The sequence below is a fragment of the Streptomyces sp. JLBG701 genome (assembly GCF_058544905.1).
In genome coordinates this window covers 5,930,581-5,949,488 of the sequence record NZ_CM178588.1, presented here as the reverse complement: position 1 = coordinate 5,949,488, position 18,908 = coordinate 5,930,581, and the positions used below count along the sequence as shown (strand labels likewise).

Sequence of the window (18,908 nt, the reverse complement as noted above, 5' to 3'; positions counted from 1 at the left end):
CTTATTGCACTGAGGAGTTGAGCGACTCTAGGGTCGATCACATGACCCCCTTCCTCGCATATGAGGACAAGGGAACCGATTCCGGTCGGCCTCCTCTCGTCCTGATCCACGGCCACCCCTTCGACCGCACGATGTGGGCGCCCCAGATCGCGGCCCTGTCCCCCTCCCGCCGGGTCATCGCCCCCGACCTGCGCGGCTACGGCGGTTCCCCGGTGGTCCCCGGCATCACGCCCCTCTCGACGTTCGCGCGGGACATCGGGGAACTGCTCGACGAACTGAAGGTGGAGTCCTTCGTCCTCGGCGGGTTGTCGATGGGCGGCCAGGTGGTGATGGAGTGCTACGACCGCTTCGCGGAACGCGTCCGGGGTCTCGTCCTCGCCGACACGTTTCCGTCGCCGGAGACGTCGGAGGGCAGGCTGGCCCGCAATGTCATGGCTGACCGGCTTCTCGGCGAGGGTATGCGCGGGTACGCCGACGAGGTGCTGGAGAGGATGGTGGCGCCGTATGCGTCCGCCGACGTCAAAGCCCACGTCCACCGCATGATGGCGGACACGGACCCTGCGGGGGCGGCCGCGGCTCTCCGGGGGCGGGCCGAACGGCCTGACTATCGGGGCCTGTTGACTCGGGTGACGGTGCCGGCCCTGGTCGTGGTCGGCGTGGATGACTCGTATACGCCTGTCTCGGACGCGGAGGAGATGCACGCGGCGCTTCCCGACTCCGTGCTGCGGGTGATCGAGGGGGCGGCACATATGCCGAATCTGGAACGGCCGGCTGAGTTCAACGCGGCGCTGGGGGAGTTTCTGGCGCGGGTGGACGGGGTCGCATAGGTCCTAGTCGCGCTCCAGGGCCGTGCAGATGCAGACCCTGTTTCCGTCCGGGTCTGCCAGGACCGTGAACGAAGGCGCATACGTGGCGTCTACGACCGTGCCCCCAGCCGCCACCGCGGCCGCGATCCGCGCGTCCGCCACCTCCGGCGCCAGCCACAGGTCGAAGTGCCAGCGCTGGCGTGGGGTCGGGTGGGTGTCGGTGCCCTGGAACCAGACGGTGGGTACCCGGTCCGTCGGGTCGAAGACCGAGTCCCGCACGGTGTTGCCGGGATCCCCGGTGAGCAGCGCCGCCCAGAACGGCCCCACCACCTCGTAGTCGGCGGTGTCGAGCGCGAGCTCCAGCTGAGCCACCTCGCCGGGCACGGCAACCAGCCCACGCTCCCGAGCAAGCCCACTGATGGTCCGGGCCAGCGCGAGGTCCGCCGCCGTGACCCACCGCTCCCCGTTGTCCTCGTCGACAGTCACCAGGGACACGTCGACGAACCCACGCCCGAGCCTCACCTCAGGCTCCCGCCCACCGGCAACGGCCGCCTCCGCGATCGCGGCCACGAAAGCCGCCCCTTGGACAGCCCCGTCGACGCGATAACGAGCGGCGATCGGCTGAGCAAGCTTGCGCCAGTCGCCGAGATCGGCGGCGATGGCTTTGATGATCTCCGGGTTGCCGAGCATCTCGATGGCCATGGATTCATGGTCGCGGAGCTCGGCGGGGACGGCCACCGTATTGCCGGCACTGATCGACCCCTTGGCAACCATCCGCCACACCTTCCCGTCTATGAGGGATGATTCGGGCACCCCATTCCTCATGCCCACCCCTCTGTTGCGAAAGGCCGGGACTTGGACACTGTGGCCGATGAGCGGGCGGTGTCCGGTGCTGGGCGGGAGCGGCGGGTCGGGCGGCGGTTGGCTGTCTGGTGTGCGGGGCTGGTGCTGGCCGGGGTCAGTGTGATCGTGGGGTGCCGGGTCGCCGACACCGATGGGATCACCCCGATCCCCCAGTTGCTCGCGTTTCTGCCCTGGCTGCTCGTGCCCACCGGTTTCGCGCTGCTGCTCGCCCTGCCGGCGCGTTGGTGGGCCGGGGTGGTGTGGGGAGTCGTGGTCCTGGGGCTGTTGTCGTGGTTCATCGAGCCGTACGGGAAGAGTGGTCAGCCGCACGGGGTCGCTCTCGCCGACGTGCGGGTGCTGGCCTCGAACGTCGAGTTCGGGGAGGGCACCGGCTCGCTGATCGCCGCCGTGCGACGCGAGAAGCCGGACATCGTGTTCGTGGAGGAGTGCGAGTACACCTGCGACGCGGCGCTCAAGGCGGCTCTGGACGGCACTTACCCGTACCGGGAGGCCGTGGAGGCGGGCGGGTCCGTCGGCTCCGTCATCCTCAGCCGCTTCCCCCTCAAGGGCACCGACGGCGTACCCGCCACCATGGGCATGCCCGGCGCCGTCGCCGACGTACGCGGACACGACGTACGCCTCCAACTCGCGCACCCCATGCCCCCGCTGCCCGGCACGGTGGACGTCTGGCGCAGCGAACTCGGCGACCTGCGCGACTTCGCAGCCGCCGACACCAAGACCCCCACCATCCTCGCGGGCGACTTCAACGCCTCCCAGGACCACGCCGTCTTCCGCCGCATCCTCGACACCGGCCTGCGCGACGCCGCCCGCCTGGCAGGCCACGACCGCACGCCGAGCTGGCCGGCGGGCACCACACCGACGCTGGGCGCCCAGATCGACCACGTGCTCGTGTCCGAGGACTTCTCCGCGAGCGCCGCCCGCTTCCTCGACATCGCCGACTCCGACCACCGCGCACTGCTCGTCGACATCACACTTCACCAGCGGAAATAAGGGGCACATGTCCCGCGAGTCCCCATCGGGAGGATCGTCGACGCGACGACGGCGACGAGGGTGCGGGTGAAGCATGGGGCGAAACCGCCGTCGGAGGCGGAGATCACCCAAGTGGCCCTCCAACTACGGGAGTTGCCGGAAGGGGTGCGGGAGGCGGAAACCCTGGTGGAGGTCCGCACGGATACAGCCCCGCGCCCCTTCAGGGCGCTGCAGCGGGCCGCCCCCTGCCAGGTGCGGCCCGCAACACACTCAGCGAACTGGTCGGTCTCAGACGCCGATGTCGCAGCCGTTCTTCTGCCACACGGCCACGACCGCCGGGCGCACGATCTTGCCGGCGCCGTCGGGCCAGACGCTGGCCGGGTTCTCGACGGTCGCGCCGGTGATCTCGCCCGGGTGCTGGACGGCGACGACCACGCGGCGGTCCTGGACGATCGGCCCGCAGGTCTCGGCGCCGGTCGGCACGGTCAGGAACTGCTTGAGCTCACCGCGCCGGTCGCCCTTGGTCGCGACGCCGAACATGCCGTCGTGCGAGCCGAGCTGGTTGCCGTCGGTGGAGATCCACAGGTTGCCGTGCGCGTCGAACGCCACGTTGTCCGGGCAGGAGATCGGGCTGACGTCGTCCTTGGGGAACCCGGCGAAGTAGGTGGCCGGGTCGTCCGGGTCGCCCGCGACGAGGAAGAGCGTCCAGGCGAACTTGGTGCTGTCGGCCCGGTTCCAGCGCTCGGTGAGCTCCAGGATCTGGCCGTGCTTGTTGGCGTTGCGCGGGTTGGCCTCGTCGGCGGCCGCGTACCCGGTCAGACCGCGGTTGGAGTTGTTGGTGAGGACGACGTACACCTTGCCGGTGCGCGGCGAGGGCTCGATGTCCTCGGGGCGGTCCATCTTGGTCGCGCCGACCTTGTCACCGGCGAGCCGCGTGAAGACGCAGACCTCCTCGGCGGTCATGCCGTCGACGTGCGAGACGGCTCCCTTGGCGGTGGCGGTGACCAGCGGAATCCACTCACCGCTGCCGTCGAACTCGCCGTCGGAGGGCAGCGTGCCCGTCCCGTCGATCTCGATGGCGGGGGAGTCACCGGTGAGCTTGGCGACGTAGAGCGTGCCTTCGTCGAGGAGGGAGAGATTGTGCTCGCGCACGGCGCGGGAGGTGCCGTACTTCATCCGCTTGCTGCCGATGAACTTGTAGAAGTAGTCGAAGCGCTCGTCGTCACCGGTGTAGACGACGGGACGCCCGTCGTCGGTGAGCCGCACGGTGGCGCCTTCGTGCTTCACGCGCCCGAGGGCGGTGTGTTTGCGGGGCGTGGAGGAGGGGTCGTACGGGTCGAACTCGACGACATACCCGAAGCGGTGCACCTCGTTGGGCTCCTGGGCGACGTCGAACCGCTTGTCGAAACGCTCCCACTTGCGCTCGGTGGCGCCGGTGCCGATGCCGTACCGCTTGTCGGTGGTGCGGCTGCTGTTGGCGAAGTACTGGTTGAAGTTCTCCTCGCCGTGGAGCGTGGTGCCCCACGGGGTGGTACCACCGGAGCAGTTGTTGAGCGTGCCAAGAACCTTCGTACCCGTCGGGTCGACGGAGGTCTTGAGCAGGTCGGCCCCGGCGGCGGGACCGGTGACCCGGAACTCGGTGGTGGCGGTGACGCGGCGGTTGAGCTGGTGCCGGGTGACGGCGGTGAGCTTGCCGGTCTTGCGGTCCTCTTCCACGACGACGGCGGACAGCCCGTGGGCGGCCCAGGCGACCTCGACCTGGTTCCGCGTCGGGTTCGCGGCGTCGTAGCCGCGGAACATGAGGACCTCGTCGGTGTACTCGTGGTTCGAGACGAGGATCTGCCGACCGCGCTCGCCAGGGAGCGGGAGCAGCGCGAGGAAGTCGTTGTTGTACCCGAACTGGGCGGCCTGGGAGGCGCCGGTCTGGTTCTCCGGGTCGAAGGCGGGGGCACCGCGCAGGATGGGCTCGCCCCAGCGGATGACGACGTTCTGGGAGTAACCCTCAGGGACGACGACCGCGTCGGTGGTGTTGGGGGCGACGGCGTCGAAGCGGAGGCCGCGGGCACCCTTGGAGCTGGTCGCGGTGGTTGTGCCGGCCACGGTGGTGGCTGCCTGGGCGGGACGCGCACCCGTGACGGTGGCGGCGCCGGCCGCGGAGGCGACGGTGACGACAGCGGCGGCTCTCATCACCGAGCGGCGGCTGAGCGCACTGGCGATGACGTCACCGACGTACTCGTTGGTGCTGGTGTTGGGCACCTCGTGGAAGCAGGCGTCACCACACCGGAAACGACAGGTCATGGCGGACCGGCCGCCGGGATGCGAGTCGGACGGAGTTCCGATCAACGGCAGCAGCTTGCGCACTTTACTCTCCCCTTGGGTGCCCATGGTGTGAGCGTGACGGTAGGGGTACGTATGTGCGGGGACGCGGCGTCAAGGCAAACGGAAGGTGAACCCACAAGAGCCGCAGTGGTGTTGGGCGGGCGTTGGTGTGGTGTTCGCGCGCAAGCGACGCACGGAACCGCCCCTAGCCAAGATCACCATCCGGGGCCGCTAACCTTACGTGTCCGTCCTGGCCAGGGATTGACGGCTTCAACTCACGCGAAGGGTTGCGCACATGGGCATTCTCACTCTCCTGCGGAACGCGTTCGGCAGGTCACGCAAGGGGCGTGCCGCCGAAGCAGAGGGTGCGGATCGGACTCCTTCGCAGGAGCTTCCCGTCCAGAAAACCTCCTCCCTCCGGGAAACGGAGCCAAGGCTCCCGTCCCAGTCGGGGGCACCGACGCCGGCTTCGACTCCGGCCCCAACACCGACTCCGTCGGCAACCGCCCAGGTCCCGGAACCTCGCCTGTCGGAAGCGGAACAGGCCGAGCACGACTTGGTGGCGGCGGCTTTCAACAACGTGACCGTGCCTAAGCCGACGGAGTCGGTGGAGGGGGCGGGGGAGACACCGGCTGCGGTGGAGACACCGGCTGCGGTGGAGACGCCAGCTGCGGTGGAGACGCCAGCTGAGGCGCCGGTCGAGCCTGTGGTCGAGACCGAGGTGGAGCCGGTGGTCGAGGTGACGCCGGAGGCCGAGGCCGTGGCGGAGATCGCTGAGCCTGAGCCGGTGGTCAAGGCCGAGGCCGAGGTCGAGCCGGTTGCTGAGGTCGAGCCCGAGCCGGTGTCGGCGGAGGTGACGCCGGAGGCGGAGACCGTGGCCAAGGCCGCTGAGCCCGAGCCGGTGATCGAGGTCGAGGCGGAGCCGGAGCCGGAGGCAGTGGTCGAGCCCGAGCCCGAGCCGGAGGCAGTGGTCGAGCCCGAGCCCGAGCCGGTCGCAGAGGTCACCCCCGAGCCTGAGCCCGAACCTGTTGCCGTACCGGAGCCGGAGCCGGCCGCGGCGGAGGAACCGATCGCTGCCGCAGAGGAGCCGATCGCAGCTGAGGCGACGGACGAGCCGTTGGCCGTCGGCGTCGGCTCCGCCGCCACGGCCCTCGCCAAGGCCAACCTCACCGGTACCCGAGCGAAGGTCTACCTCGTCCTCGACCGCTCCGCGAGCATGCGCCCGTACTACAAGGACGGTTCCGCCCAGGCCCTCGCCGACCAGACCCTCGCCCTCGCGACCCACCTGGACCCGGCCCCCACCCCCACCGTCCACGTCGTCTTCTTCTCCACGGAAGTGGACGGCACCATCGACCTCACCCCCACCTCCCCCGAGAACGCGATCGACGAGGCCCACGCCGGCCTCGGCCGCATGGGCCGCACCAGCTACCACGCCGCCGTGCAAGCCGTACTCGCGCACTACGACAAGAACGCCACCCCCGGCACCCCCGCCCTAGTCGTCTTCCAGACGGACGGCGCCCCGGACGCGAAGACCCCGGCCACCCAGTCCCTCACGGACGCAGCGAAGTCCCACGCCTCGGTGTTCTTCTCGTTCGTCGCGTTCGGCGACCACGACAACAAGGCCTTCGACTACCTCCGCAAGCTGAAGACCGACAACACGGCCTTCTTCCACGCGGGCCCGACCCCCCTGGAGCTCACGGACGCGGAGCTCTACGACGGCGTACTGATCGACTGGCGCCCGTAAGCCCCACCGGCACCACCGTCGGACACCATGCCGCCCGCTTCCCACCCCATAAAACGGGAAGCGGGCGGCATACCCATGTCGGCTACGATTTCAAGGTTCGCAAGAAGCAAGCCGCAAGAAACCGACCTGGGAGCAGCCCCCGATGGCTCGACACCTCATCACCAGCGCCCTTCCGTACATCAACGGGATCAAGCACCTGGGCAACATGGTGGGGTCCATGCTCCCGGCGGACGTGTACTCCCGGTACCTCCGCCAGCGCGGCCACGACGTCCTCTACATCTGCGCGACGGACGAGCACGGCACCCCGGCCGAACTGGCGGCGAAGGAGCAGGGCCTCCCGGTAGACGAGTTCTGCGCACAAGCCCACGACGCCCAGAAGGCGGTCTACGACGGTTTCGCGCTGGCCTTCGACTACTTCGGCCGCAGCTCCAGCGAGCAGAACGTCGAGATCACGCAGCACTTCGCCCGCCGCCTCAACGAGAACGGCTTCATCGAAGAGCGAGCGATCCGCCAGGTCTACTCGCCCGCCGACGGCCGCTTCCTCCCGGACCGCTACGTAGAGGGCACCTGCCCTCACTGCGGCTACGACAAGGCCCGCGGCGACCAGTGCGAGAACTGCACGCGCGTCCTCGACCCGACCGACCTGATCAACCCGCGCTCGGCGATCAGCGGATCCACGGACCTGGAGGTCCGCGAGACGAAGCACCTCTTCCTCCTCCAGTCGAAGCTCCAGAACGAGGTCGAGGAGTGGGTGGCGGCCCACGAGGCCGAGTGGCCCCAGCTCGCCTCCTCGATCGCCCGCAAGTGGCTGACCGAGGGCCTGCACGACCGCGCGATCACCCGTGACCTGGACTGGGGCGTCCCGGTCCCCGCCGACACCTGGCCGGAGCTGGCGGCGGAGGGCAAGGTCTTCTACGTCTGGTTCGACGCCCCGATCGAGTACATCGGCGCGACGAAGGAGTGGTCGGACGAGGACCCGGAGAACAGGGACTGGAAGTCGTGGTGGTACGAGAGTGACGCGACCGTCCGCTACACGGAGTTCATGGCCAAGGACAACGTCCCCTTCCACACGGTGATGTTCCCGGCGACGGAACTCGGCGTCCGCGAACCGTGGAAGAAGGTCGACTACGTCAAGGCCTTCAACTGGCTGACGTACTACGGCGGAAAGTTCTCCACGTCCCAGAAGCGCGGCGTCTTCACGGACCAGGCCCTGGCGATCCTCCCGGCCGACTACTGGCGCCACTTCCTCATCGCCAACGCCCCCGAGTCCGACGACTCGTCCTTCACCTGGGAACACTTCACGGCCACGGTGAACAAGGACCTGGCGGACACCCTGGGCAACTTCGTAAACCGGGTCCTGTCCTTCTCTCGCAAGCGCTTCGGCGACGAGGTCCCGGCGGGAGCGGAGCCGGGGGAGCCGGAGGCGAAGCTGGGCGAGGAGATCGCGCGTCTGCTCTCGGAGTACGAGCAGCAGATGGAGTCCCTCCAGTTCCGCAAGGCGGCGGCAGCCCTCCGCGCGCTCTGGTCAGCAGGCAACTCCTACCTGGAGGAAAAGGCCCCCTGGCTGGAGATCAAAACGGACAAGGACGCAGCGGCCCTCACCCTCCGCACAGCAATGAACCTGATCCACCTCTACTCGGTGATCTCGGAACCCTTCATCCCGACGACGGCGACCATCATGCGTACGTCTTTCGCTCTGCCTGACGACACGGCAACGTGGGTGTCACCGGAAGAGGCGAAGTCCCTGACGGCAGTCCCGGCAGGCACACCCTTCACCGTCCCCCCGGTCCTCTTCGCCAAGCTGACGGACGAGGACCTGGAGACGTACAAGGAGCGCTTCGGCGGCGAGTAAAGCCGAGGGGCCATTGTTTTCCCGCCCCTATCAAAAGCCCCAGGAGAATCCGGAAGTAATCATTCTCCTGGGGTTCTTCCGACTGCCGTGCCTCCATGCGCCCTCCCTGCCCCTACCGCCCTGTTTTCAATGGACATGACGCGGGAATAAAGCCGTTGGGTCGAAGACATACCCACCAGTAATGGGGGTCTTCCATCGGGGGTGCCATGACAGGGGCTCGTAGTGCTCGCGAGGTTTGCATCCTGATAGGCGTCACTATTACTTCCTGCGCGGGAACGATAGGCCTATCCATTGTCCTGACCAGCTTCTCCGGAATGCAGTCCGCTGCGCGCGGATACGCCGGAGAGGCCTTCGGGGCAGCGGCGGCCGCCGCATCGGTCGTCGTACTCATCTACATCGCCCGGACGTTTCACCAGCAGGGCGAGGAATCCCGCCTGATGCGCGAGGTCGCCAAGAATCAGCACGAAACGACCCGGCGCGTCGCAGAGGCAGCGGTCCGGGAACAACATCAGCGGCTGATTCAGATGGCGCTCGACGATCCTCTGTTGATGACCGTCTGGCCAGGATATGGTCCAGGGATTTCCGATGAACTGCGCAAGCAGTTCATGTACGCCAACCTGATCATTTCGTTCGAGTGGATGTGCTGGGAACTGGGCTACTTCGACGATAATGAAGTCGAGAACCAGTTGCACAACCTTTTCAGCAGCGCCAAAATACGGGAATTTTGGGAACGATCACGGGCCGCCCGCGATCGTTCCACACCGCACACCGGAGGAATGCGCCAGTTCTACGACGTCGCCGAACTGGCCTACCAGAGCCAGATCCTGCACCTGGCAACACGGTCCGAGACGGACGATCTGGCCGAACCGCGCTGAGGGATCAACCGGTCGGCGGGATCCAGCCGGCGCTGATGAGCACGTCCCGGGGCACGACCACAAGCCTCTCGCCGCTCCCCACCCCCGAGCCCGCCGGAAGCGTCGCATGGACCTCGGCGGAGGCCTCGCGCCCGATGAAGGCAACGTCCCCGGAGGACGTGGCGAACGCTGCGGGGCAGTTGGAGTCGCCGATGCACTGCTGCACGGGGGTGTCCAGCCGTCTCGTAATCCTCATGCGGTTCCCTTGATCCCTTGAGCGCCAGTGTTCAACGGCCGCACCTTAAGGGCACCCACATCCGTGGTCTCACGCGGGTCGCCAGTACTGCACGTTGACGACCGGGTTGCACAGTGAACTACAGTCATACGCGCCGGAGTTGATGTGCGAAACTGTCGTCACTCGATCGAGTGCGAGGGCGCCAATGCGGTTGCCAAGAGGAGCGCAGCGTGGCACAGGACGGTATGGGCGCCGAGGAGATCGACACCAGTAGGCCTCATCCTGCGCGGATCTACGACTACCTGCTGGGCGGCAAGGACAACTACGAGGTGGATCAGCAGGCCGGTGACGCGCTCGTGGCCAAGGCGCCCGAGGCGCGGGTCAGCGTGCGGGCCAATCGCGCCTTCATGCACCGTGCCGTCCGCCACGTCGTCGACAGCGGCGTCCGCCAGATCCTCGACATAGGCACCGGGCTGCCCACCTCCCCGAACGTGCACGAGATCGCCCACGAAACGGCGCCCGACGTACGCGTGGCGTACGTCGACAACGACCCCATCGTGAAGGCCCACGCCGACGCCCTGCTCGCCAACTCCGGCACGACCAGCATCGCGCTCGGCGACCTGCGCGACCCTCAGGCCATCATCGAGCACCCCGATGTCCGCAGGATCATCGACTTCGACCAGCCGGTCGCTCTGCTCCTCGTCGCCATTCTCCACTTCGTCACCGACGCCGAGAAGCCCGCGCAGACCGTCGCCACCCTGCGCGACGCGCTACCGGCCGGCAGCTACCTCGTGCTCTCGCACGCCACGGGCGACTTCGCCGATCGCCGCGAGGCCTCGGCCGTCTACAACAACGCCACCGCCACCATGAACCCGCGTTCCCGTTCCCAGGTCGAGGCGCTCTTCGACGGCTTCGAACTGGTCGAGCCCGGCCTGGCCCAGGTCCCGTTCTGGCGCCCGGACAGCACCCCGCCGGCCCGTTCCGCCGAGGTCGGCTTTTACGGCGGCGTCGCCCGCAAGCTCGGCTGAACCAGCTCGCACCACACGTACTTACCCCGGTTGCCGTGTCTGGACAGCGGCTGCCAGCCCCACAGGTCGGAACAGGCGACGACGAGTGCGAGACCCCGGCCGTCCACACCGGTAAGGTCCTCCAACCTGCCTGGCGGCTCAGGGGGTTGAGGGTCCGCGTCCCATGCGCCGATCCGCAGCACGCCCGCCGACCAACGGACACGGAGAGCCGCCGGGCCCTTGGTGTGGCGTACGGCGTTGCTGACCAACTCCGTTGCGAGGAGCTCGGCGGTGTCGACGAGGTTGATCAGGCCGTGCATCGTCAGGATGAGGCGGAGGGTTCGGCGGCAGATGGTGACGGCTCTGACGCGCAGCCCCAACTCGACCAGCTCCGGGGGCTGTTCCGTAAGGCAGAGAGCGCGTCGCTGGACCCCGCGGCGTCGCGGGAGTTCATCCACCGTCTGGCAAAGGACACCTGCGTCGAGCTGGCCGCGGCCCCCACCCCCCTCACGCACCTCCTCCACGCCATACGCTCCGGCTCCCTCATCCCGCCCGGGAGCTGACCCGTATCGTTCCGGCATGGCAATTCCACAGCTCATCCCGATATCCCATGAACCGGAACACCGCACCGCGACCATAGGCCGGTACGCGCACGGTCAGTTCCTCGGTTCCGTCACCTACGCCTTCCCCATCGGCTACCGCCCCGCCGACGGCTGGGAAGAGCACAAGCGGCTCTACGCCGTGCTGCACACCTTCGATGCCGACGGCCGGTACCGCGACTCGGAGATCTGGTGTGCGGGGACGTGGGCGCAGGACGCCGTACTCGCGCGGGCCGAGGCTCATCTGGCGAAGCTTCTTGCCGCGCTGCCCGGCGCGACCTACGGCGACATCGCCGTACGGCCCTTCCAACGCACCGTCGAGGGCGTGCTGTTCGGGCTTGTCGTCGATGGCGAGGCGGACGGGGAGGACGACTGGGTCGAGCTGTACCCGGACCGGCTGGGGTTCGGGGCGCCCTGGGACGGGAGTTACGACACCTGAGCCCCACACTTCATCCAGCCCGCCCATCTGAGCTCCAGGACGCTGAGCCAGGTCCTGGATCCCGACAGCCCCGAGGCGACGCCGGCGAGCCCACGTCGAATCCAAGTAAGCCAAACAAGTAAGCCAAAGAGACACTCGTGTCTGAGTAGCGGAACCCATGCCGCGCCCCCTACGTCTCCGACATCGTGGTGATCAGCCTCGACCAACCGATCGGAGAACACCGTGAGTTCCTCTCGCCGCATCCGCGCCGCGCTCACTCTCGCCGTGAACAACTGGCTGTCCCGCGGCTACCTGGCCGCAGTCATCCTCACGGCCGGATTCACGCTCTACGAAGGCCTTTTCGTGAGCGACGCCGACACGTCCATGGCCTTTGTCGTACCCATGTTGCTGACGGCTCCGGCGAACCTGCCGGTGATGGTCGTGCTCGGCTGGATCCCCACCGACGCCCCCTTCTACCTGGGCATCGCGATCGGCGGGCTCGTGAACGCCGTCGTCCTGGGCGTGCTCGTCCGCGAAGTGCACCGGCGCCGCCGGCCGTCATCCGTACGTCCCGCCCCCAGCGCCTGACCACCCCTACCTTCCCCCGCCGAAGCCTCCTCCTCCCTCCGCCGCCTCGCCCGCCGTCGTCGTCGCGATCTGCTCCGCGTCGCCCAGGTCGCCCGCCTTCGCCGACAGGCCTCCGGTGCCGGCGCCCGAACCCTCGCCGCCGCCCGCGTAAACGCGGTACTCCTCCCCGCTCTTGATCTCGACGGAGGAGTAGACGACGTTCTGGATCGTCTTCGAAGTCACGTACGTCGCAAGGACTTTGCCGTCCGAGTCGACGATGTGGAGTGTCGTGCCGGCGTCGACCGCCTCGTCGAGGGTCGTCGACAGCCAGCCCTGTGCCGATTCCGTGTCCGGTGCCTCCGCCATGCCCGCGCTGCCGGCCGCGATGAGGAGACCTCCGCTGACGGTGAAGCTGCCGTTGACGTCGAGGGCGCCGTTGCCGCCCTGTTGGGGGCCGTTGACGACGACGGTGCCGCCGGTGATCTCGGCGGTGCCGTTGGAGTCGAAGCCGTCGCCGTCGGAGTTGATGACGAGGGTGCCGCCGGTGACCTTGGCCGTGTAGTCGCCGGTCTCCATGCCACCGCCGCCGCCACCCGGGCCGCCGCCTCCGCCGGGGCCGCCTCCCTGGTCCTCGGACGTCGTCGAGTCGCTGCCGGACGCGTTGACGCCGTCGTCGTTGGAGGTGACCTTCGTCGAGCCGCCGCTGACCAGGATGTCCTTGCCTTCGAGGCCCTCGTTCGACCCCGTGATCGTCAACGAGCCCTTGCTGATGACCAGATCGCCCTCGGCGTGTACGCCGTCGTCGCCGGCCACCACCGTGACGTCCGCTCCGTTGAAGTGCACGGCCGCCTCCCCGTGGACGGCATCCGCGGAGGAGTCGACGGTGACGGTGCCACCCTCCAGGACGCTGATCACGCCCGACTTCAGCCCGTGCGCGGATGAGTCGTCGGCGGCCTTGCTCTTGACGCTCAACTCGCCCCCGGTGACGACGAGATCGGTGGCCGCGTCCACGCCGTCACCCTCGGAGGTCACCTCGACGGTCCCCTCGCCGACGAGGATGTAACCGGCGTCCGCGTCCTCGGAGTTGTCGGACTTCAGCCCGTCGCCCCCGGCCGTCACCTTCACCGTCCCGCCGCTCACCACCAGGTAGTCCTTGCCGCGTACGCCGTCGTCGGCGGCGACGACCGTGACGGTGCCGCCGACGATCGACAGGCCGTCCGAACTCGCGATCCCGTCATTGCCGTTGCCGCGCACGGTGAGCGAACCGTCGCCCCCGATCGTCAGCTCGCCGGCGCTGTGGAGCGCGGCGTTCGCGTCGGCGTCCTCGGCGTAGGAGTCGGTGTCCGCGAGCTTGTTCGCGCTGCCGTCGGCCAAGACGACCACCAGCCGGTCCGCCTCCGTGGCGGCGATCGCGGCGCCGGAGGAACTGGAGATGTCGACACCGTCGAGGACGAGCTTCACGGTCGCCTCGGGGGCGGTGACGACGATCTGCCCGTCAGTGAGGGTGCCGGTCAGCCGGTAGGTGCCGCTGGAGGTGATGGTGACGGTGGACCCGTCCACGTCCACCCCACCACCGCCGTCCACCGACGCCGAATCACCGGTCAGTTCGATGGCTACGGCGTCGGACTCGTCGTAGTCCATGTCGTCGTCCTCGGCGCGGACGTCCTTGTTGTCGGCGAGGACGGAGGCGGCGGTCTGGTCGCCGTCCACCGCAGGGGTCGTACTCGATGAACTCGACGACGAGCCCGAGTTGGAGCTGGAATCGTCACCCGAGGAACAACCGGCCAGGGCCGCCGCCGCGAGGGCGACGGAGGCCAGCGCACCCGCCGACTTCCTAAGCGTTCTCATGCTCACGCGAGGCTCCCGTTCAGTACCGGTGCGGTTGGAAAGTGGCGGCGCAGGACGGGCAGCCAGCGGTTGGCGGGCAGGTCGGGGCGGAGGGCGGCGAGGCCCGTGCCGTACTTGGACACCGGGATCGGGCGGTGTTTCAGCGACCACAGCAGGCGGTCGGCGGTCGAACCCGCCCGTCCCGCCTTCGTTTCTACGATCGCCCGCTCGGGGGTGGTGAGTTCGGTGCCGTCGGGCAGGGTCCAGATCAGGTCGGTGTCGACGGTGAGGCGGCTGTCGCTCGACGGCAGGAAGAGGGTCGTGCGCCGGTAGCGGGTGGTGAGGGTGCGGACGAAGCGGAGGCCGCGGGAGTTGATGCCGGCCTGGCCGAGGACTTCGTCGGCGTAGGCGCGGGCCGTGCTGTCCAGGCGCAGTACGTCACCCTCGTACGGGATCCGCTGTTTGACCGTCGTGCCGCGCGGGCCGCGGGTCTTGACCTCGAAGAAGTGCTCGCCGGAGTCGAGATAGGTGCGGATGCGGAGCTTGAAGCGGCGGCGTCGGCGGCGGGCGGCGGCCAGGTAGCCGTCCATGTCGGGGGTGTCGTAGTAGACGGAGCGGTAGCCGAAGCGGCGGCGGCCGTCGGCCGTTTCCAGGACGCGTACGTCCTCGTCGAGGCCGGCGATCACCAGCGGCAGGTCGGCGACCGGCAGCATGTACTTGCGGTCGAGGCGGGTCAACAGCTCGGCCCTGTCGACGAGTTCGGCGAGCGGGATCGGCCGTAGGGCTCCTACCAGGGTGGTCAGGAAGTCGGCGGGACTCATGCCCGGACCTCTTGGTCGTCCCGCGAGCCCGCTTCCTGCGGCACCTTCGCGCCACTGCCGACCACGTACCGGACCTCGACCTGTGTCGTGTCGTTGACGAGGTCGATGCCCTTGACCGACAGGTTCACCACGCGTCCGCCGAGCAGTACTTCGAGGTGGGCGCGCAGGGCGTCCTCGTCGGTGTACGCGGTGTCGAGGCGGAGGCTGCGGGTGCGGTGGCGGCCGAAGAGGTGGGGGTGGTCGCCGACGTAGAGCGTGGCGACGATCAGCAGCATCAGGGATGCCGTCAACACGCCTACCTGCTCGGGGAGTCCGGCGAGCAGGCCGAGGGCGAGGGCGGAGAAGTAGTAGGCGATCTCATGCTGCGCGATCTCGTAGGAGCGCAGGCGGATGATCGACAGGACTCCGAACAGGCCCATGCCCAGGCCGATTCCGACCGAGGCCGAGCTCAGCGTCATGGCGACCGCGAGGACGCCGACGTTGACGCCGAGGAACGCGGTGACCAGGTCCCGGCGGTGGTGGCGGGGGAAATACACGCCGAAGGTGAGGAGGGAGATGGCGACCAGGTCGGAGGCGACGAGCACCAAGTGGTTCATGCCGACTCCCCCGCCTCGCGTCTACCGCCCGTAACTATGGGTTCGCTCATCCGTCAACCATGAGACACCTTCCTGTGGGTCAACTTTTCGGTTCCTTAAGGCCGCTTGAGAAACCCAAGCCAATCCGAAGGAAATCCCAAGCGCTGATAAAGTCCGTTCACTTGTACGAGGGTGGGGACCCTCGTGGGGAGGGAACTTGACGTGGGCAGACACGCCCTGGGACGGGGCGGTCTGACCGCCGCCGTCTCCACCACCGCGCTGGCCCTGATGGCCGGCGCCCTGTATGTCTTCTCCGGCTCGGTGGACGGTGCCGACGCCGAGGCGGCCACCGCCACCACCACGGAGATCACGCTCATCGATCCGAGCACGGACACTCCGCGCGCCGACCGCCCGTTCGTCGCGGGCGAGACGGGGTTCCTGCAACGGCAGAGCGGGGTCGCCGGGCTGCTGTGGACGGACTACGACGACGGCACCACCGTCACGGTCGAGGACGCGAACGGCGTCTACACGCCCGGCGAGGGCTGCACGGCCCTCGCCTCCAGCTGCCGTACGGCCTGGTACGGCTCGGACAGCGACCTGGTCGCCCTGCCGACGGGCCTGACCAAGAGGGCCGTCGACCTCTGGGACCCGGCGACGCACGAGCTGAAGACCGTGGCCTCCACCAGCAGCTCCAACTACTACCGGGGACTGGCCGGGGAGACCGTCGTCACCACCTCCACCCTGATCGACTTCGTGGACGGCGAGCGGCGCGAGCGTGCCATCACAGGTGAGGCGACCAGCATCGGGGACGACGAGCTCGAAGCCGCGGACTCCTCCGGCGTGCTCCGGGACTACAACGGCACGGTCGACTACATCGACCTCGCGACGGCCGTGAGCACCGAGGTGTTCACGTCCGTCCCGAGCACCGCGCACTTCGTCCAGAACGAGGACCGGATCGGCTGGGTCAACGCCAACGGCACGGAGCTGCACCTCAAGTCCCGCACGGACCTGGCCGCCACGGAACAGGTCATCACCCTCCCGGACGTCAACGAGCTGACGTACCTGGGCACGCTCGGCGGCAACCCCGCCCTGGTCGGCGACCAACTGCTGCTGCCCATCACCAGGAGAAGCGGCGGCCAGGCCCTCAAAGCGGTCTCGATCGCCGACGGCACCTCCAAGACCCTGCTCGCCCTCTCCGGCGCCTACACGATCCAGGCATCCGGGGGCGACGCGCTCGTCACTGGCGGCACCGGCCCCGCCGACTGGTGGGTCCAGCGCGTGAGCCAGGCCGAGGACGGCTCGCTCCAGCTGACGAACGTGCACCAGGTCCCGGCGGTGGAGAACGCCAAGACGGGCCTCGCCCTCAGCCGGGGCAGCCTGCGCGTGGCCGAGGACGACCCCTCCGCCACCAGCGACACCACGTCCCTGCGGACCCTGACCACCGACGGCGCCGCCACGCTCACCGCGTCCGCCGCCACGGAGAGCTCCTCCGTCAGCCCCGTGTGCCCGTACGCCGACACCACCTGCTCGGTGCTGTGGGGCAACATGGGAAGCGCGCCCCGGGACGTCTATCTCGACACGTTCTACGACGGGGACGACGGCGGCAGCGGCCTGACCGACGCGGACCGGCTGGTGACGATCGGCTACAACGCCCCCCTGGAGTTCGGCACCGAGGCCGGCACGATCGTCGACGTCTCCGACGACTACGCCGTCTACAACTCCGGTGGTTCGACACCCATGCAGTACGTCGGCGAGTCCGGCCAGGGCCAGAAGCTGAAGAGATCCATCCGCGCCGCCGCCCTGAACGGTTCGGTGTTGTGGAGCGCCACCTCCACCTCCGGCAAGCTCACCTCGTACAGCATCCCCCTGGAGAAGACCCTCACCACGGTCACCGTCCCGGGCATGGGCTGCGTGCCGAGCGAACTACAGGCGGCCGGCCGCTGGGTGTACTGGTCCTGCGACAGCGCCTCGGCGGGTGTGTACGACACCAAGGCCGCTACGGCCGTCTCCGTCGAGCCCGGTGACGTGCTGCTCGGCGACGGGTTCACCGTGCGCCACGACCACACCGCCGACCAACTGGTCCTGACCGACACATCGGACGGCACCACCCGCATCGTCGCCTCCGGCCTGCCCGACTCGGGCCTCGCCGTGGACCGTCGCTTCCGGTGGACGGTCGACGAGTACACGGGCCTGGTCGCCTGGATCGGCGCGTACGAGCAGACGCACGTCGCGACGACCGGCGTCACGCCGTCGGCCATGACCGCGTTCGAGACGGAGGTCGAGTTCTACGCCGAACCGCCCTCCTCGGACCCCTGGAACGGCCAGTGGCTCCTCTCCCGCCCCGCCACCTCCTGGTCCCTGACCTTCACCTCGGTCCAGAGCGGCGCGACGGGCAAGGCCACCCGCACCATCACCGGCTCCGCAGCCACGGCTTGGGTGTCGGCGACCTGGAACGGCAAGACGGAGAGCGGGAGTTACTTCCCCAACGGCGAGTTCAAGTGGACGCTGAAGGCGACCGGCCTGGGCACCACGACGCCGGTCACGGTGACCACCGGGGAGGGCTTCCTGTCCCGTGGGGCGGCGGTACGCCGCGACTTCGTCAGCCCCGACGGCCCGGACGGCCGCGGTGACCTGTTCACCCTCAACTCCTCCGGCGGCCTCACGATCCACAGCGGCACCGGAACGGGCAAGTTCAGCGAAAAGTACACGGGCACCGGCTGGGCGACGACCGTCAAGGTGATCCCCTTCGGCGACCTCAGTGGCGACCGCTACAACGACGTCCTCGTACGGCTGAGCAGCGGGGCCCTGCGCCTCTACAAGCCGGGCCGCAACGCCGCGGTCAAGCCGTCGACGTCGTACACGACTCTCGGGACCAGCGGTTGGACGCAGTACGACGTCCTGACCTCACCCGGCGACGTGAGCGGCGACGGCCGCCCGGACCTGATCGCGCGCAACGCGTCCACCGGCGCCGTCTACCTCTACAAGGGAACGAGCACGCACAAGCTCTCCGCCCGCGTGAAGCTCTACGACAACTGGAAGACGTACAAGAAGATCGTGGGCGCCGGCGACCTCAACGGCGACGGCATCGGCGACCTTCTCGCCCAGGACAAGTCGAACAACCTCTACCGCTACGACGGCAAGGGCACGGGCGGCTTCAAGGCCCGCGTGAAGCTGTTCAGCGACTGGGGCGGCTCGTACAACGCGGTCGTCGGCGTCGGCGACATCACCGACGACGGCAAGGCGGACCTGGTCTCGCGCGACACGAGCGGGAACCTGTGGCGCAACACCGGGAACGGGAAGGGGTCGTTCGGGGCGCGGGTGAAGATCGGGACGGGCTGGGGCGGTTACAAGTCCGTCTCCTGACCGATCTCACATAACACTGTTCTCAAATAGCGCTGGGCGCCCGGGACTTCACGTTCCCGGGCGCCTTTACACTTCGCGAGGGATGTCG

General features: G+C 68.6%; 16 protein-coding genes. 9 read left to right on the top strand and 7 right to left on the bottom strand.

The genetic code is table 11. The features are described from left to right. Positions 1 to 41: 41 nt before the first annotated feature. Positions 42 to 827 (top strand): alpha/beta fold hydrolase, encoded by a 786-nt coding sequence (locus AC5DRG_RS27560; RefSeq protein WP_491802128.1) that lies wholly within the window; start codon positions 42 to 44, stop codon positions 825 to 827. A gap of 3 nt (positions 828 to 830) precedes the next feature. Here AC5DRG_RS27560 and AC5DRG_RS27555 read toward each other — a convergent pair whose 3' ends face one another. Next, entirely contained in the window at positions 831 to 1,580 is a 750-nt protein-coding gene (locus AC5DRG_RS27555) for a 4a-hydroxytetrahydrobiopterin dehydratase family protein (protein WP_491802127.1), read from the bottom strand. A gap of 81 nt (positions 1,581 to 1,661) precedes the next feature. Between AC5DRG_RS27555 and AC5DRG_RS27550 the strand changes: the two genes are divergently transcribed. Continuing rightward, a complete protein-coding gene (locus AC5DRG_RS27550; RefSeq protein WP_491802126.1) occupies positions 1,662 to 2,660 on the top strand; it encodes an endonuclease/exonuclease/phosphatase family protein in 999 nt (332 codons plus the stop codon). 267 nt (positions 2,661 to 2,927) lie between these two features. Here the strand turns inward: AC5DRG_RS27550 and AC5DRG_RS27545 are convergent, their stop codons facing one another. After that, positions 2,928 to 5,000 carry a PhoX family protein gene (locus tag AC5DRG_RS27545; RefSeq protein WP_491802125.1) on the bottom strand — a complete coding sequence of 691 codons (2,073 nt, stop codon included), beginning with the start codon at positions 4,998 to 5,000 and terminating at the stop codon, positions 2,928 to 2,930. A 253-nt stretch (positions 5,001 to 5,253) separates the two neighbouring features. On the opposite strand from AC5DRG_RS27545, the gene AC5DRG_RS27540 reads away from it, so the two are divergent. The 3 genes from AC5DRG_RS27540 to AC5DRG_RS27530 all read left to right on the top strand — a co-directional run bounded on the left by AC5DRG_RS27540 (position 5,254) and on the right by AC5DRG_RS27530 (position 9,429). Beyond that, the gene (locus AC5DRG_RS27540) at positions 5,254 to 6,702 is read left to right on the top strand and encodes a VWA domain-containing protein (RefSeq protein WP_491802124.1); all 1,449 of its coding nucleotides are present in this window, start codon (positions 5,254 to 5,256) and stop codon (positions 6,700 to 6,702) included. 142 nt (positions 6,703 to 6,844) lie between these two features. Continuing rightward, a complete protein-coding gene (gene metG / locus AC5DRG_RS27535) occupies positions 6,845 to 8,554 on the top strand; it encodes a methionine--tRNA ligase (protein ID WP_491802123.1) in 1,710 nt (569 codons plus the stop codon). A 314-nt stretch (positions 8,555 to 8,868) separates the two neighbouring features. Next, positions 8,869 to 9,429 carry a DUF6082 family protein gene (locus AC5DRG_RS27530; protein WP_491802122.1) on the top strand — a complete coding sequence of 187 codons (561 nt, stop codon included), beginning with the start codon at positions 8,869 to 8,871 and terminating at the stop codon, positions 9,427 to 9,429. 4 nt (positions 9,430 to 9,433) lie between these two features. On the opposite strand, the gene AC5DRG_RS27525 is transcribed toward AC5DRG_RS27530, so the two are convergent. Beyond that, positions 9,434 to 9,664 carry a hypothetical protein gene (locus AC5DRG_RS27525; RefSeq protein WP_491802121.1) on the bottom strand — a complete coding sequence of 77 codons (231 nt, stop codon included), beginning with the start codon at positions 9,662 to 9,664 and terminating at the stop codon, positions 9,434 to 9,436. Positions 9,665 to 9,888: 224 nt separating this feature from the next. Between AC5DRG_RS27525 and AC5DRG_RS27520 the strand changes: the two genes are divergently transcribed. After that, positions 9,889 to 10,671, top strand: a complete 783-nt coding sequence (locus AC5DRG_RS27520; RefSeq protein WP_491813175.1) for an SAM-dependent methyltransferase — start codon at positions 9,889 to 9,891, stop codon at positions 10,669 to 10,671. On the opposite strand, the gene AC5DRG_RS27515 is transcribed toward AC5DRG_RS27520, so the two are convergent. Then, the gene (locus tag AC5DRG_RS27515) at positions 10,641 to 11,039 is read right to left on the bottom strand and encodes an ATP-binding protein (protein WP_491813174.1); all 399 of its coding nucleotides are present in this window, start codon (positions 11,037 to 11,039) and stop codon (positions 10,641 to 10,643) included. The two genes, AC5DRG_RS27520 and AC5DRG_RS27515, sit on opposite strands and share 31 nt — an antisense overlap. Before the next feature lie 190 nt (positions 11,040 to 11,229). Here AC5DRG_RS27515 and AC5DRG_RS27510 point away from each other — a divergent pair, with 190 nt between their 5' ends. After that, on the top strand, positions 11,230 to 11,688 hold the full coding sequence (locus AC5DRG_RS27510) for a hypothetical protein (RefSeq protein ID WP_491802120.1): 459 nt from the start codon (positions 11,230 to 11,232) through the stop codon (positions 11,686 to 11,688). A gap of 222 nt (positions 11,689 to 11,910) precedes the next feature. Continuing rightward, positions 11,911 to 12,255, top strand: coding sequence for an SCO4225 family membrane protein (locus AC5DRG_RS27505; protein WP_491802119.1), 345 nt, complete (start codon positions 11,911 to 11,913; stop codon positions 12,253 to 12,255). A 6-nt stretch (positions 12,256 to 12,261) separates the two neighbouring features. Here the strand turns inward: AC5DRG_RS27505 and AC5DRG_RS27500 are convergent, their stop codons facing one another. The 3 genes from AC5DRG_RS27500 to AC5DRG_RS27490 are packed head-to-tail and all read right to left on the bottom strand — an operon-like array spanning position 12,262 to position 15,478. Beyond that, the gene (locus AC5DRG_RS27500) at positions 12,262 to 14,082 is read right to left on the bottom strand and encodes a carbohydrate-binding domain-containing protein (protein WP_491802118.1); all 1,821 of its coding nucleotides are present in this window, start codon (positions 14,080 to 14,082) and stop codon (positions 12,262 to 12,264) included. Between the two features lie 2 nt (positions 14,083 to 14,084). Continuing rightward, positions 14,085 to 14,882 carry a VTC domain-containing protein gene (locus AC5DRG_RS27495; RefSeq protein ID WP_491802117.1) on the bottom strand — a complete coding sequence of 266 codons (798 nt, stop codon included), beginning with the start codon at positions 14,880 to 14,882 and terminating at the stop codon, positions 14,085 to 14,087. Further along, positions 14,879 to 15,478, bottom strand: coding sequence for a DUF4956 domain-containing protein (locus AC5DRG_RS27490; protein WP_491802116.1), 600 nt, complete (start codon positions 15,476 to 15,478; stop codon positions 14,879 to 14,881). Before AC5DRG_RS27490 ends, AC5DRG_RS27495 begins: the two co-directional genes overlap by 4 nt. 201 nt (positions 15,479 to 15,679) lie before the next feature. Between AC5DRG_RS27490 and AC5DRG_RS27485 the strand changes: the two genes are divergently transcribed. Then, positions 15,680 to 18,820 carry an FG-GAP repeat domain-containing protein gene (locus AC5DRG_RS27485; RefSeq protein ID WP_491802115.1) on the top strand — a complete coding sequence of 1,047 codons (3,141 nt, stop codon included), beginning with the start codon at positions 15,680 to 15,682 and terminating at the stop codon, positions 18,818 to 18,820. The last annotated feature ends 88 nt before the right edge of the window (positions 18,821 to 18,908 follow it).

Bases quoted from the DNA above. Each gene is read 5' to 3' on its own strand.
- metG (WP_491802123.1), top strand. From the start codon at position 6,845: ATGGCTCGACACCTCATCACCAGCGCCCTTCCGTACATCAACGGGATC.
- AC5DRG_RS27490 (WP_491802116.1), bottom strand. From the start codon at position 15,478: ATGAACCACTTGGTGCTCGTCGCCTCCGACCTGGTCGCCATCTCCCTC.
- AC5DRG_RS27495 (WP_491802117.1), bottom strand. From the start codon at position 14,882: ATGAGTCCCGCCGACTTCCTGACCACCCTGGTAGGAGCCCTACGGCCG.
- AC5DRG_RS27520 (WP_491813175.1), top strand. From the start codon at position 9,889: ATGGGCGCCGAGGAGATCGACACCAGTAGGCCTCATCCTGCGCGGATC.
- AC5DRG_RS27510 (WP_491802120.1), top strand. From the start codon at position 11,230: ATGGCAATTCCACAGCTCATCCCGATATCCCATGAACCGGAACACCGC.
- AC5DRG_RS27540 (WP_491802124.1), top strand. From the start codon at position 5,254: ATGGGCATTCTCACTCTCCTGCGGAACGCGTTCGGCAGGTCACGCAAG.
- AC5DRG_RS27555 (WP_491802127.1), bottom strand. From the start codon at position 1,580: ATGGTTGCCAAGGGGTCGATCAGTGCCGGCAATACGGTGGCCGTCCCC.
- AC5DRG_RS27560 (WP_491802128.1), top strand. From the start codon at position 42: ATGACCCCCTTCCTCGCATATGAGGACAAGGGAACCGATTCCGGTCGG.
- AC5DRG_RS27525 (WP_491802121.1), bottom strand. From the start codon at position 9,664: ATGAGGATTACGAGACGGCTGGACACCCCCGTGCAGCAGTGCATCGGC.
- AC5DRG_RS27530 (WP_491802122.1), top strand. From the start codon at position 8,869: ATGCAGTCCGCTGCGCGCGGATACGCCGGAGAGGCCTTCGGGGCAGCG.
- AC5DRG_RS27500 (WP_491802118.1), bottom strand. From the start codon at position 14,082: ATGAGAACGCTTAGGAAGTCGGCGGGTGCGCTGGCCTCCGTCGCCCTC.